This window comes from Caulobacter vibrioides OR37 (assembly GCF_000372645.1).
Lineage (GTDB): Bacteria > Pseudomonadota > Alphaproteobacteria > Caulobacterales > Caulobacteraceae > Caulobacter > Caulobacter vibrioides_E.
Genome location: NZ_APMP01000045.1, coordinates 1 through 13,771 on the forward strand (window position 1 = coordinate 1; position 13,771 = coordinate 13,771).

9 protein-coding genes are annotated in these 13,771 nt (G+C 67.9%); 3 read left to right on the plus strand and 6 right to left on the minus strand.

What is annotated here, in order from left to right; all coding sequences use genetic code 11:
• Positions 1-190: 190 nt before the first annotated feature.
• From OR37_RS20035 to OR37_RS20060, 6 genes are all read right to left on the minus strand, one after another.
• Complete coding sequence (locus OR37_RS20035; protein ID WP_004624720.1) at positions 191-2,956, minus strand: TonB-dependent receptor; 2,766 nt, start codon at positions 2,954-2,956, stop codon at positions 191-193.
• Positions 2,957-3,129: 173 nt separating this feature from the next.
• Positions 3,130-3,951: a response regulator gene (locus OR37_RS20040; RefSeq protein WP_054508593.1), complete on the minus strand. Its 822-nt coding sequence runs from the start codon at positions 3,949-3,951 to the stop codon at positions 3,130-3,132.
• Between the two features lie 68 nt (positions 3,952-4,019).
• Entirely contained in the window at positions 4,020-5,168 is a 1,149-nt protein-coding gene (locus OR37_RS20045) for a hypothetical protein (RefSeq protein WP_004624722.1), read from the minus strand.
• Positions 5,169-5,249: 81 nt separating this feature from the next.
• Entirely contained in the window at positions 5,250-6,992 is a 1,743-nt protein-coding gene (locus OR37_RS20050) for an ATP-binding protein (protein ID WP_004624723.1), read from the minus strand.
• A gap of 144 nt (positions 6,993-7,136) precedes the next feature.
• The gene (locus OR37_RS20055) at positions 7,137-8,423 is read right to left on the minus strand and encodes an adenylosuccinate synthase (RefSeq protein ID WP_004624724.1); all 1,287 of its coding nucleotides are present in this window, start codon (positions 8,421-8,423) and stop codon (positions 7,137-7,139) included.
• Positions 8,424-8,546: 123 nt separating this feature from the next.
• Entirely contained in the window at positions 8,547-9,170 is a 624-nt protein-coding gene (locus OR37_RS20060; protein WP_004624725.1) for an acyloxyacyl hydrolase, read from the minus strand.
• Positions 9,171-9,318: 148 nt separating this feature from the next.
• On the opposite strand from OR37_RS20060, the gene OR37_RS20065 reads away from it, so the two are divergent.
• The 3 genes from OR37_RS20065 (at position 9,319) to OR37_RS20075 (ending at position 13,726) form a co-directional block, all read left to right on the plus strand.
• Positions 9,319-10,296, plus strand: coding sequence for a threonine ammonia-lyase (locus tag OR37_RS20065; RefSeq protein WP_004624726.1), 978 nt, complete (start codon positions 9,319-9,321; stop codon positions 10,294-10,296).
• A 174-nt stretch (positions 10,297-10,470) separates the two neighbouring features.
• A complete protein-coding gene (locus OR37_RS20070; protein ID WP_035017790.1) occupies positions 10,471-12,144 on the plus strand; it encodes a M28 family metallopeptidase in 1,674 nt (557 codons plus the stop codon).
• Between the two features lie 193 nt (positions 12,145-12,337).
• Positions 12,338-13,726: an L-serine ammonia-lyase gene (locus tag OR37_RS20075; RefSeq protein WP_004624732.1), complete on the plus strand. Its 1,389-nt coding sequence runs from the start codon at positions 12,338-12,340 to the stop codon at positions 13,724-13,726.
• Positions 13,727-13,771: the final 45 nt, after the last annotated feature.

The following is a 13,771-nucleotide window of genomic DNA, read 5'->3' on the forward strand; positions in this document are numbered from 1 at the left end:
TGGCCCGGAGGGCCGGAGGGGGCGCGGTAGGCGCTTCCAACCCAGATATAACCCCGCCTTCCCGGCGAAAGCCGGGACCCAGATTCAGCCCGAGCGACTGGGATGACGCGCCTTAGGCCTCGCCAGACGCGCAAGCGCTCAGGGCTCGATCTGGGCCCCGGCTTTCGCCGGGGAGATCGGATTGGGGGAACTAGAAGCTCAGCTGCACCCCGGTGCGGAAGGTGCGGCCGTAGCGCTCGTTCTCGCCCAGATGGTTCTTCTGGCCGGCGAAGGTGCGCCAGGACTCGTTGTTCAGGTTGGCGCCTTCCAGGAAGACGGTGACGCTGTGGGCCTTGTCGCCGATGGCGTAGGCGATACGCGCGTCCAGCTGGCCGTGCTTGTCCCAGTAGATGTCCGAATTGGCGTCGGCGCCGATCGTGTACAGGAACTTGCTGCGGTACGAGTAGGCGACGCGAGCGGTCAGGCCGTGCTTCTCGTAGAAGATCTGGGCCGTGCCGACCGACTTGGACTGCTGCACCAGGGGCAGGTCCTCCCGGCGGTTGGGCACGCCCTTGATCGACGAGTCGATGAAGGTGGCGTTGACGCCGACGCCCAGGCCGTCGAACGGCCCCGGCAGGAAGGTCAGCTGCGACTGGACGTTCAGTTCCAGGCCCGCGACGGTCGCCTTCTTCGCGTTCATCGGCGTGCTGACCGCCGCGCCGGTCAGGGCGACGCCGCCATAGGTGCCCGACTGGTTCAGCAGGGTCTGAGTGAAGATCGGATCCTGGATGTCCTTGAAGAACGCCGAGGCCGACACCACGCCCTGGCCCGGCAGATAGTATTCGAAGCCGGCGTCGAGATTGGACGCGGTCAACGGCTTCAGGTTCGGATTGCCGGTCGTGACCGTGTCGGCCGTGGCGTCCACCGTGACCGCCGGGGCCAGCTGATTGTAGTCGGCGCGGCCGATCGCGGTCGTGGCCGCGGCCCGCAGGACCAGACGGTCGCTGAAGTCGACCTTGGCGTTCAGGCTCGGGAACCAGTTGGTGTACTTGTTCGAGCCGTTGGCGTCCGGACCGCGCGAGGCGGTCGTGCTGTTGAACGTCTTGGCGCCGTAATCGCCGTCGGTGTTCTCGACGCGCAGGCCGGGCGTCAGGGTCAGACGGCCCAGCTTCAGGGTCGCCATCGCGTAGCCGGCCCAGATCTTCTCGGAGACGTCGTAGTCGCTGAGCAGATCGGTGCTGAGCGACTTGGCCGCGTTCAGCTTCAGGGTCGTCGGGTTGGCCGTGACATAGGCCTGGGCCGCCGCGTAGTCGACCTTGGGGCCGAAGGGATAGCGGCCGTCATAGGTCGAGGCCAGGCTGGACGGGTTGAGGGCGGCCAGGGTGAAGGCCGTCGAGCCCGGGTCGTAGGTCGTATAGTTGCGGTCGTTGGTCTTGTGACGGTCGGTGACCTTGACGCCGATCTTCAGCGTGCTGCCTTCGCCAACCGTGTTCAGCGGCAAGCTATAGTCGGCGCGCGCCTGCTTCAGCGTCTCGACGGCTTCGCGCTTGTCGTAGTTGACGCTCTTGAAGGTGAACTGGCCGGGGTCGAAGGCGGCCGTCCCCGGCGTGACCAGGAACAGCACCTCCGACAGGTCGTAGGTCCCGGTCATGGTCTTGCCGGTGGCGAACTGGAATTCGCTGCGCAGCGGATCGGTCTTCTCGGCGCGGCTATAGGCCAGGTCGACGCTCAGCTTGCCGGCGCCGACATTGAACTTGCCGCCCGTCGAGACGGTCTTGGTGTTGTCGTCCTCGTTACGGCTCCGGACGTAGCGGGTGGCGGTCGCCTTGCTGAACGAGCCGGCCGTGGCCGAGGTCGAGACGATCGTGCCGGCGATCGGCATCCGGAAGCGGTCGCGCGTCTCGTGGTCGGTGAACTTCGAGTACTGGGTGCGCAGGTAGAACTGCATGTCGTCGTTCGGACGCCAGTCGAAATTGGCCACGAAACCCGTGCGCTCGCGCACCAGATTGTAGTCGCGATCATCGAAGTCGGCCGGGATCGCGTAGCCGTTGGCGGTCGTCCAGGAGGCGCCGGCCACGTTCTGCGACTCGATCGGACGCTTGGAGTAGTTGGCCGACAGGACCGCGCCGAACTGCTTGTCGGGACCGAACGTGCCGCCCAGGGTCAGGTCGCCTTCATAGGGGTGCTTGTCGTTCAGGTCGAACTGGCCATAGGCGGCGCGGGCGCTGCCGAAGGTCCCGTGGCGATCGAAGGCGCTGAGCGTGACGATGTCGACCTGGCCGGCGATCGCGTTGGCGTCGAGGTCGGCCGTCAGGCTCTTGACCACCGTGACCTGGCCGATCAGCGAGGACGGGATGTCGTCCAGCTTGACCTGGCGGTTGTCGGGTTCCGGCGCGGCGGCGGTCTGGCCATTGACGGTGACGTTGGCGTAGCGCGGGTCCACGCCGCGGATAATCACGTAGCGGCCTTCGCCCTGGTCATTGGCCACGGTGATGCCCGGCAGACGGCGCACGGCCTCGGCGACGTTCTGGTCGGGCAGCTTGCCCACGTCGTTGGCGTAGAGCGCCTCGACGAAGTTGTCGGCGACCTTCTTGGTCTGCAGCGCGCGACGCTCGGCGGCGCGCTGGCCGGTGATGACGACCTCGGCGACGGCGTCGGGCGGCGTCAGGGTGACCTCGACCTCGGCGGTCGTGCTGTCGGACAGGCGCACGGGCATGGTCGAGGCGCCGTAGCCGACATAGCGCACCTGAACTTCCGCGGAGCCGGCGGCCAGGCCCGTCAGCTCGAAGCGGCCGTCCGGACCGGCGGTGGCGGTGCGGCCGCCCACGCTGACGGCGGCGCCCGGCAGCGGCGAGCCGGCGCTGTCAACGACGCGCCCCCGAAGGTCGGCGGCGATGGCCGGGCCGGCCACGGCGACGGCCACGACCGCCAGGGCGCTAGCGCGGCGCAGCAGCGCCGCCTTGATGCGAATGCTCATGAGAAGACCCCCGAAGGCTTCGCCGCGCCCATGCGCGATCTGCTTCAGGTTGGGCTGCTATTACCGGAACATGGCCAGCACATTGCCGTTTCACGACAGTTTCATGCTGGTTCCACGTAGGAACGATGAAGGCGACAGGGCGCCGCGCCGTTCCGCGGCCCAGCTGGGAATCCTTAAGCGGCGCGGCCGGCGCTATCCTGCGCCATAAAGCCCATCAGCGCGTCGATGCGCTTGACCAGGTCCGCGCGGCCCATCGCGCCGGACAGATCGGTCATGGTGGAAGCGCCCAGCGCCTCGGCCGCCTGGATCAGGCGCGGGTCCCCGACCGCCACGCCAACGCGCTTGAGCTCCGCCGCCTGAGCGGCGAGGGCGCGGCGCGCCTGGGCCGGATCGACATCCAGCGCCGCGGCGGCCGACTTGACGATGCGCAGGGCTTGGGACAGGCGCGCGGCGGGCGAGCCGAGCGCGTCGGCCTTGCGCTTGCGGGGCCCCTTGTAGTCGGCCGAGTTGAAGCGGCGGCGATCCGGACCGACATAGGCAACGGCCTCGATCCAGTCGCGCGGCTTCAGGGTCACGGCCTCCAGCCGACGCTCCAGGTCCTTCAGATTGAAGGGCTTGCGCATGAACTCATGCACGCCGGCGTCACGGGCGCCGAAGATCGCTTCGGCGGTGGCCTCGGCGGTGCACATGATCACCGGGGCTTCGCGGCAGGGCAGATCGCCGCGTCGGATCTTGCGCGTGAAAACCAGGCCGTCGACTCCCGCCTGAACGTGTTCGACGAAGATCAGCTGCGGATTGACGGCCCGCGCCATCGCATAGGCGTTTTCGGCGGTCGGCGCGGCGAAGATCTGAGCGCCCAGAGGACGCATGTGCTCGGCCAGCAACCGGGCGGTGGCCGGATTGGGATCCACGACCAAGACCCGCTGCACCCTCGAAGCAATGCGCTGAATTGTACGGGCGTTGCCGTCGAACACGAACTCGGGCTCCTGGAAGATTGATGGCCGTCACCTAGCCAAATAGTCGCAGAACGTAAAAATCCGCTTATCCGCGACGATCTTTATCGTCAGGCCGCGAGCGGGGCCGACAGGCCCGCCTCGAAGTCGGCGAAAATGTCGATGGCTTCGTCGACGTCCACGGTCAGCGAGTCGTCCTTGGAGAAACGATAACGCCAGTAGCTGGAAATATGAGAGATCACCCCGACGCGTTCCCCCAACGACAGGAACATCTCGGGCGCGCAGAGCAGGAAGTCGCGGAAGGCTTGCGGGCGGCCGTTCTCGATCAGGGCCGCGAAGGCGTCGTCATAGACCTTCATCGTGCGCATGATGGCCGAGCGCTCAAGCAGCACGCCAGCTTGAAGACGACGCCGGGCCTCATGGACATACCGGCCCGCTTCCGACTCGCGGCTCCCCGTCACCACCAGTCGGCCGATCTCCTGGCTCACGGCGGACAGTTGCGACCACAGCGTGGTCAGCACCCACTTGTAATAAAGGAAGCCCTTCCAGCTGAAGATGCCTTCCTTGAAGCTCTCGCCCTCCATGACGAGGGTGTGGCGCAGCGGCTCCAGACGTTCATCGACGTTGGTCGAGAGCAAGGCCTCCACCAGCCGCGCGGCGTGGGCGCGGCTCATGCCCGCCGCGCCCTGATACGCCAGGTCGATGAGCCGGGCGATTTCGTAGGTCACGAAACCCCTCATGCTCTCCAGGTCGGCCGGCGACAGGGCGAAATAACAGTTGGCCACCAGCACGTCGTGGCGGCGCAGGTGTTCGCGCAGCAGAAACGGGTCCAGCGACGGAAGCATGTCGATCAGCTTCAGGGTCGCGAGATCACGGCTCATGTCTCCGGCGGCGTTGCAGCCGTCCAAGACCAGTTCGGCCCATCCGCGTTGCCCCACGAACACCGACTGACCACCCAAGCCTAGATCGCGACGGTCGAACGGAATGATAATCTTGGTCGCCGTCGGCCGCATTTCGTCGAACAGATACATGTCGTCGTGACGCAGTCGATGCTTGAGAATAATTGAGGTATTCAGAACCTTATTCTTGAACAACGGGGCCTGCAGGTATTCCGGTCGCTGGGCGCTCTCGTTTTCGACCGCGATTAGGCTCAGGACACGGCTGGTAGAAGCCGTGCGCTCGAGGTTGCGCAGGCTGCGAATCCTACGATCGGCCTTGTTGACCGGCTTCAACTTGCTGGACCGCGCGAATGGCGACACGAGCTTCCCTCCACTAGACAATCGGTCTTACAGTGGAGCTCGCTAACAAAAACTAACTAAAACGCAGTTCGTCGATCTTGTTCAACCAACCGTGAGCAGGGAGCGGGCTTCGGGCTCGCCCCGCGCGCACGCCGCCGCCGGACGCAGCGCCGCCGCCACCGTGGCCAGAAGGCCAGCCGGCTGGATCGGCTTGGGATGCGCGTCGTCGAACCCTTGAGCCAGCAGACGTTCGGCGTCGCCGGCCATCACGTCCGCGGTCAAGGCCACCACCGGCACGTCCACTCGACCGCCCTCCCCCGCCCGGATGCGGCGCACGGCCTCGACGCCGTCCATCCCGGGCATGTGCACGTCCATCAGCACGACATCGAAGTCCTCGACCCGCAGTCGCGCCAGAGCCGCGTGGCCGTCGCCAGCCACGGCCACCAGCGCGCCGGCCGTTTCAAGGACCGCGCGCGCGACGATCTGGTTGATCTCGTTGTCATCGACCACCAGCACGCGGACGCCGCCGAGATCGAGCTTGGCGACGGCTTCTCGCGCCTTCTCCGGCGCCTCGGTCGCGCTCAGAGCCAGGGTCACGGTGAAGGTCGCGCCCTCGCCCTCGACGCTCGCGACCGAGATATCGCCGCCCATCATTCCGGCGAGACGTCGGCAGATCGTCAGGCCCAGGCCCGTACCGCCGAAGCGCCGCGCGATCGTCCGGTCGCCCTGGGCGAACGGGGTAAACAGGCGATCGCGTTGCTCGGGCGACAGGCCAGCGCCGGTGTCGGACACCGACAGCATGATCCCGCCGGCGTCGCCGGGCGCGATGTGGATCGTCACGCGCCCCGTCTCGGTGAACTTCACGGCGTTCGAGACCAGATTGCGCAGGATTTGCCGCACGCGCGCGTCGTCGCCCGCCAGCCACGCCGGCGTCGCGGGATCGACCTCCAGGGTCAGGTCGAGACCCTTCAGGCGCGCGGTCTCGCTCCAGACCAGCGCGATCTGGGCGGCCGAGCGGCGAATGTCGAACGGCGCGATGTCCAGCTCCAACTTGCCGGCCTCGACCTTGGACAGGTCCAGCACGTCGTTGAGGATGGTCATCAAGCCGTGGCCGGACTCCTCGATCATATCGAGATACTGGGTCTGACGCGCGTCCAGGCCCGTGCCTCTCAGGGCGTGAGCCAGGCCCAGAACCCCGTTCATCGGCGTGCGGACCTCGTGGCTCATCATCGCCAGGAACGCCGACTTGGCGCGGCTGGCCTCCTGGGCCTCGGCCTGGGCGTGCTCCAGCGCCTTGGCCGTCGCCCGCATGGTCCGCACCGTGTCGGCGACATAACCGATCAGGCCCAGCATGACGACCAGCGCGACGGCCCGATCCCAGGCCGTGAACCTGGGGGCGAGCAGGGTCAGGGCGACAAGGGCCGAGAACGGCCACAAGGTCATGGACAGCATCCCACCCGGGCTGACCATCGCGTACCGCACCCCTTCGATGATCATGCCGAAGAGGATCAGGATCGCGGCGAACTTCATCGCCGCCACGCCGTGGACCGCGCTGAGCGTCGCCATGGTCGCCCATAGGCAGCCGAAGATCGCGGGCGGCGCGATGCGACGCAGCCGGATCGTCGCGAGGTTCCCGGTCGGCTTGAAGGTGCGCTGGAGATAGAAAAGCCAGCCCTCGCAGGCGAGATTGGCGGCGCCCCACAGCATCGCCGGGCGAGGACCGAAATAGAAGGCCAGCAGACCGCCGACCAGCGCCGCGGCGCTCAATCGGGCGACGCGGCTGCGGCGGCTCATGGCCAGCATCGAGCCTTCCACGCCATCGTCGAGTATGTCGAGAATCCCCACTCGCCGCCCCCCTCCGCGGTGAATCCGGCGCATTGTGGGGGCACAAGGTTCACAAGCGTTTACCGTGCGGCGGATCGCCGCGCGACGCCTTGGGGTCCGCGGCGCCGTATCCGGCTCGGACGGCCTGGCCCGAGCCGGAAGGTCTCAGCCCTGGAACGGATCGCGCATCAGGATGGTGTCGTCCCGCTCGGGGCTGGTCGACAGAAGGGCGACAGGCGCGCCGATCAGCTCCTCGACGCGGCGCACGTACTTGATGGCGTTGGCGTTGAGATCCTTGAACGAGCGCGCGCCGGCGGTGCTTTCGGTCCAGCCGGCGATCTCCTCGTAGACCGGCGTGGCGGCGGCTTGATCGCGAAGACCCGCCGGCAGGTAGTCGACGACCTTGTCGCCGATCTTGTAGCCGACGCAGATCTTCAGGGTTTCCAGGCCGTCCAGCACGTCCAGCTTGGTCAGGGCGACGCCGTGGATGCCGTTGATGGCCACGGACTGGCGCACGAGCACCGAGTCGAACCAGCCGCAGCGGCGGGCGCGGCCGGTGTTGACCCCGACCTCGCGCCCCACGGTCGACAGGTGCTTGCCGACCTCGTCGAACAGCTCGGCCGGGAACGGCCCCTCGCCCACGCGCGTGGTGTAGGCCTTGACGATGCCGAGCACATAGCCGGTCGCCGACGGCCCCATGCCCGAGCCCGCCGAGGCTTGGCCCGCGGCGGTGTTGGACGAGGTGACGAACGGATAGGTGCCGTGATCGACGTCCAGCAGCGCCCCTTGCGCGCCCTCGAACAGGATCCGGCGGCCGGCCTTGTTGGCCTGGTCCAGCACCCGCCACGCCGGCTGAGCGTAGGGCAGGATGCGCGGGGCCAGGTCCATCAGGGCGTCGAACAGCTCTTGCGCCGAGGCCTCGGGCAGGTTCAGGCCGCGCCGCAGCGCCCCGTGGTGGCTAAGCAGCCGCTCGATCTTCGGCTTCAGGGCCTCGGGATCGGCCAGGTCGGCGACGCGGATGGCGCGGCGACCGACCTTGTCCTCGTAGGCCGGGCCGATGCCGCGGCCGGTGGTGCCGATCTTCTGGGTCGAGGCGGCCTCGCGCGCCTGATCCAGGTCGCGGTGCAGCGGCAGGATCAGGCAGGCGTTATCGGCCAGGATCAGTAGCTCGGGCGTGATGTTGACGCCCTGCTCGGCGATCTTGTCGATCTCGGTCAGCAGGTGCCACGGATCGACGACGACACCGTTGCCGATGACCGACAGCTTGCCCTGCACGACGCCCGACGGCAGCAGGGCCAGCTTATAGACCTTGCCGTCCACGACCAGCGTGTGGCCGGCGTTGTGCCCGCCCTGGAAGCGCACCACCACGTCGGCCCGGTTGCTAAGCCAGTCGACGATCTTGCCCTTGCCCTCGTCGCCCCACTGGGCGCCGACAACGGTCACATTGGCCATGATAGAGATACGCCTTGTCGCCTGCCGGGTGACGTCGCGAGGTCCTTCGACAGGACTCGACCTCGGACGTTCGATCGATTTTGGGCGGCGACGGAGACGCGGTCAAACCAGCGCCTCGCGAAGTCAGAAGGCGTAAACCAGCCTAACCCCCGCGTCGTCAAGCCCCTGGTTCTTGCCCTGGTGGAAGATCTGGCCGTTCGACAGGTGGGTGTAGGAAAGCTCGCCCGACCAGCGGTCGTTGAACTGGTAGCCCAGCGCGAACTCCGGCTCGAACAGCACGTGCGAGCCGAACTCGATCCGGTGGTAGTACAGATAGGTGCGGCGCGCCTGCTCGTCGGGGCTGAGGCCCGGGGCGTTGGCCGGCGGCAGGCTGGCCTTGCCGTCCGTGTAGGCCAGGCCCATGCCGGGCCGCAGATAGAAGCCGCCCGGCTTGCCCAGGTCGATCTTCCAGTCGAGGCCGGCGGCCACGAAGTTCGAAGTGTTCTTGCTGTTGATCGACACCATGGCGTGGACCTGCGGCTTGCCCAGCCAGCGCAGGGTTTCCAGCTTGTTGGTGCGATAGCCCAGATGGACGTCGACGCCGTCCTCGCGCCCCGCCGCCCCCAGGCCGATGGCGCTGCCGATGAAGGTCACGTCGTGCTTGTAGACCCCGACAAAGGCTTCGCCGGCGGCGGCGGGCGCGGCGGCGGCCAGCGCGCCGCTCCCCAGCGCGAGGGAGGCCGCGACGGCGCGGATAGCGATCTTCATGGAGTCGTCCTGAACAGCAGAGCCCAAACCTATATGGACCGAATGGCGGAGCCCGCAATGGGTTTGAGATCGCCTTCCCGACGCATGGCCGCGCGCTTTCCCGGAAAAGCGGCATCCACTTTTCCGCGCGATGCTCTAGACCTGCGCCATGACCATCGCCCTCGCCGACATCCAAGCCGCCGCCGGCCGCCTGAAAGGCCTGGCCGTAGAGACCCCGCTGATCGAGAACCCGGCGCTCAACGCGCGCCTGGGTGGGCGGATCTTCCTCAAGCCCGAGACCCTGCAAAGGGCGGGCGCCTTCAAGTTCCGCGGCGCCTATAATCGGCTCAGCCAGCTGAGCGACGCGGAGAAGGCGCGCGGGGTCGTGGCCTTCTCGTCGGGCAACCACGCCCAGGGCGTCGCCCTGGCGGCCCGGCTGCTGGACATCCCGGCCCTGATCGTCATGCCGTCCGACGCCCCGAGCGTGAAGGTCGAGGCCACGCGGAGCTTCGGCGCCGAGATCCGCTTCTACGACCGCTTTACCGAAGACCGCATCGCCATCGCCGACCAAATCGCCGCCGAGCGCGGCTGTACGGTCGTGCCGTCCTACGACGATCCGCACATCATCGCGGGCCAGGGCACGCTGGGGATCGAGATCGTCGAGCAGGCGGCCGCGCGCGGCGCCAAGCTCGACACCCTCGTCTGTTGTGTCGGCGGCGGCGGCCTGATCGCCGGGACGTCGACGGCGGTGAAGGCGCTCTCACCCGACACGGCGATCTGGGGCGTCGAGCCCGCCGGGTTCGACGAGACCCGTCGTTCTCTGGAAAGCGGCCGGCGCGAGACCATCGACAAGGACGCCCGCTCGTTCTGCGACGCCCTGCTGACCCCGATCCCCGGCGAGCTGACCTGGCCGATCAACCAGAAGAACCTCGCCGGCGGCGTCGCCGTCACCGACCCCGAGGTCGCCGAGGCCATGCGCTACGCCTTCTCGGTGCTGAAGCTGGTCGTCGAGCCCGGCGGCTGCGTGGCCCTGGCCGCGGCCCTGGCCGGCAAGGTCGACCTGAAGGGCAAGACCGCGGCGATCGTGCTGTCGGGCGGCAATGTCGATCCCGAACTGTTCGCCAGCGTGCTGAAGGGCGAGATCTAGCCAGGCTCGAAAAGCCCCTCCAGAGCCTCGCGCGCCAAAACGGAATCGTTTTGACGCGATAACGAGGCTCTAAATCAAATACTTAGAGCGTGACGCCGAAACCGGTTCCCACTTTCGGCGTCACGCTCTAGGGTCCGCGCCAACGACAAGATTTGCTCCCACATGGGGTCAGAGATGAAACGCCTTCTGCTCGCCACCGCCCTGATCGCGGCGCCCGTTCTGGCGCCTCCCTGTTTCGCGCAAGGAGCCGCCGACGCGCCCAAGATCGACCCCGCCAGGCTGTCGGCCCATATCAAGGTCCTGTCCTCGGACGCCTTCGAGGGGCGCGGCCCCGCCACGGCCGGCGAGACCAAGGCGGTCGGCTACATCATCGGCCAGATGAAGGCGATCGGCCTGACGCCCGCCGGCGACGTCGGGAAGGACGGCAAGCGCGTCTGGACCCAGAACGTGCCGCTGGGCAAGTTCGAGATCGAAGGCCCGGTGAGCGCCGGCGTCACGGTCGGCGGCCAAAAGGAAGCCTGGACGCAAGGCGACCAGATCGCGGTCCGCGCCGCCATGACCAATGTCGACGCCGTGTCGATCAAGGACGCTCCGATCGTCTTCGTCGGCTATGGCGTCAAGGCCCCCGAGCGGAACTGGGACGACTTCAAGGGCATGGACCTGAAGGGCAAGATCCTGGTCGTGCTGATCAACGATCCGGACTTCGAGACCGGGGTCGGCGACTTCGGCGGCAAGGCCATGACCTATTATGGCCGCTGGACCTACAAGTACGAGGAAGCCGCCCGCCAGGGCGCCGCCGGCGTGCTGATCGTCCACGAGACGGCCCCGGCCTCGTATGGCTGGGCGACGGTCAAGAACTCCAACACCAACGTGATGTTCGACATCGTCCGCAAGGAGCCGGCCAAGACCCATCCGCAACTCGAGGCCTGGATCCAGCGCGACGTCGCTGTGGACCTGTTCAAGAAGGCCGGCCTCGATTTCGACGCCCTGAAGAAGCAGGCCCAGACCCGCGCGTTCAAGCCGGTGGTCCTGAACGGCGCGACCTTCTCGGCCGACTTCAAGGTCCGCCACCAGGTGATCGTCTCGCACAATGTCGCCGGCCGCATCGTCGGGACCAAGCATCCGAACGAGACCATCATCTACAGCGCCCACTGGGACCACCTGGGCGTCGGCGCGCCGGACGCCAAGGGCGACAGGATCTATAACGGCGCCATCGACAACGCCGACGGCGTCGCGGCCATTCTGGAACTGGCCCGCGCCTTCAAGAGCCGGCCCGCGCCCCAGCGCTCGGTGCTGTTCCTGGCCGTCACCGCCGAGGAAAAGGGCCTGCTGGGCTCGGAATACTACTCGGCCAACCCGCTGTTCCCGCTGGCCACCACGGTCGGCGACATCAATATCGACGCCCTGTCGGCGGCCGGCCCGGCCAAGGACATCGGCACGTCGGGCGACGGCAAGGTCGACCTGCAGGACCTGCTGGTCGCCAAGGCCAAGGCCCATGGCCGCTACTTCACGCCCGACCCGATGCCGCAGGCCGGCCACTTCTATCGCTCCGACCACTTCCCGTTCGCCAAGCGCGGCGTGCCGGCCATCTCGATCGGCTCGGGCGCGGACCTGGTTAAGGGCGGCAAGGAAGCCGGCATGAAGGCCGAGGAAGACTATACCGAGAACCGCTATCACCAGCCCGCCGACGAGTGGAAAGCCGACTGGGACCTGAGCGGCCAAGCCGCCGATATCGGCCTCGCCTACGAGGTCGGCGCCGACCTGGCCAACAGCCGCGCCTGGCCGCAATGGCAGGCGGGCTCGGAGTTCAAGGCCCTGCGCGACAAGACCGCCGCGCAGCGGAAGTAGGCCTTTTTCGGGAGGGAGCCAGTCTCCCTTCCGACCTTCCCGGCGAAGGCCGGGGCCCAGATTCAGCCTGAGCGGTTTGGGGAAGCGCGCCTTCGGCCCATACCGCTCGGCAAGCGCTCACGGGTTCGATCTGGACCCCGGCCTTCGCCGGGGAGGTCGGATCCAGAAGCCTGAGAGACACCCAGAGTACCGCATGACCGCCTCCGTCTTCGACCTGTTCAAACTCGGCGTCGGCCCGTCGAGCAGCCACACCATGGGGCCGATGACGGCGGCGGTGATGTTCGTCGGCCGGCTGCGCGACGCCGGCAAGCTGGCGGCCGTCGCGCGGGTCGAGACCCGGCTCTACGCCTCTCTGGCCCTGACGGGCCGGGGCCACGCCACCGACCGGGCGGTAATCCTGGGCCTGATGGGCTTCGTCCCGGCCGAGCTTGATCCCGACGTCGGCGAAGCGGCCCTGCTGGAGAGCCAGGCCACGCAATCGCTGAACCTGGGCGGCGACCACGCCATCGCCTTCGACGAGGCCAAGGACATCGTCTGGCTGGGCCACGAGCGCCTGCCCCAGCATCCCAACGGCCTGACCTTCACCGCCTTCGACAAGGCCGGCGCGGCCCTGGCCGAGCGCACCTATTTCTCCATCGGCGGCGGCTTCGTCCGCGACGAGAGCGAGATGGGCCGCAACGCGCCGCCCGAGGAAGGCCCGGCCGTCCCCTTCCCGTTCGAAAGCAGCGCCGACCTGCTGGACCGCGCCGCCGAGGCGAACCTGTCGATCGCCGGCGTCATGGCGGCCAACGAGCGCTCGCGGATGAGCGAGGAGGCGATGAACGCCGGCCTCGACCGCATCTTCGCGGCCATGGAGGCCTGCATCGATCGTGGGATGCGCCAGGACGGCGTCCTGCCCGGCGGCCTGACCGTCAAGCGCCGCGCCCGCCAGATCCACCAGACCATTCAGGGCCGGATGGAGCGCCAGATGAGCGATCCCCTGGCGGCCATGGACTTCGTCAATCTGTGGGCCATGGCGGTCAACGAGGAGAACGCCGCCGGCGGCCGCGTCGTCACCGCCCCGACCAATGGCGCGGCGGGCCTGGTGCCAGCCGTGCTGCGGTTCTTCGTGCGGTTCCACAAGGGAACGCCCGAACAGGTCCGGACCTTCCTGCTGACCGCCGCCGCGATCGGCGCGCTCTACAAGATGAACGCCTCGATCAGCGGCGCCGAGGTCGGCTGCCAGGGCGAGGTCGGCGTGGCCTGCTCGATGGCCGCCGCCGGCCTGGCCGCCGCCCTGGGCGGGACCAACGCCCAGATCGAGAACGCCGCCGAGATCGGCATGGAGCACAATCTGGGCCTCACCTGCGACCCGATCGGCGGCCTGGTGCAGATCCCCTGCATCGAGCGCAACGCCATGGGCGCGATCAAGGCCATCGACGCCGCGCGCCTCGCCCTGCTGGGCGACGGCCAGCATTCGGTGTCGCTCGACAAGGTCATCGCCACGATGAAGCGCACCGGCGAGGACATGAACGAGATCTACAAGGAGACCTCGATGGGCGGTCTGGCGGTGGGCCTGTCGGTGAACCGGGTGGAGTGCTGAGCGGCGCGTGAGCGCCCCCTCCACCGCTTCGCGGTCCCCCTCCCC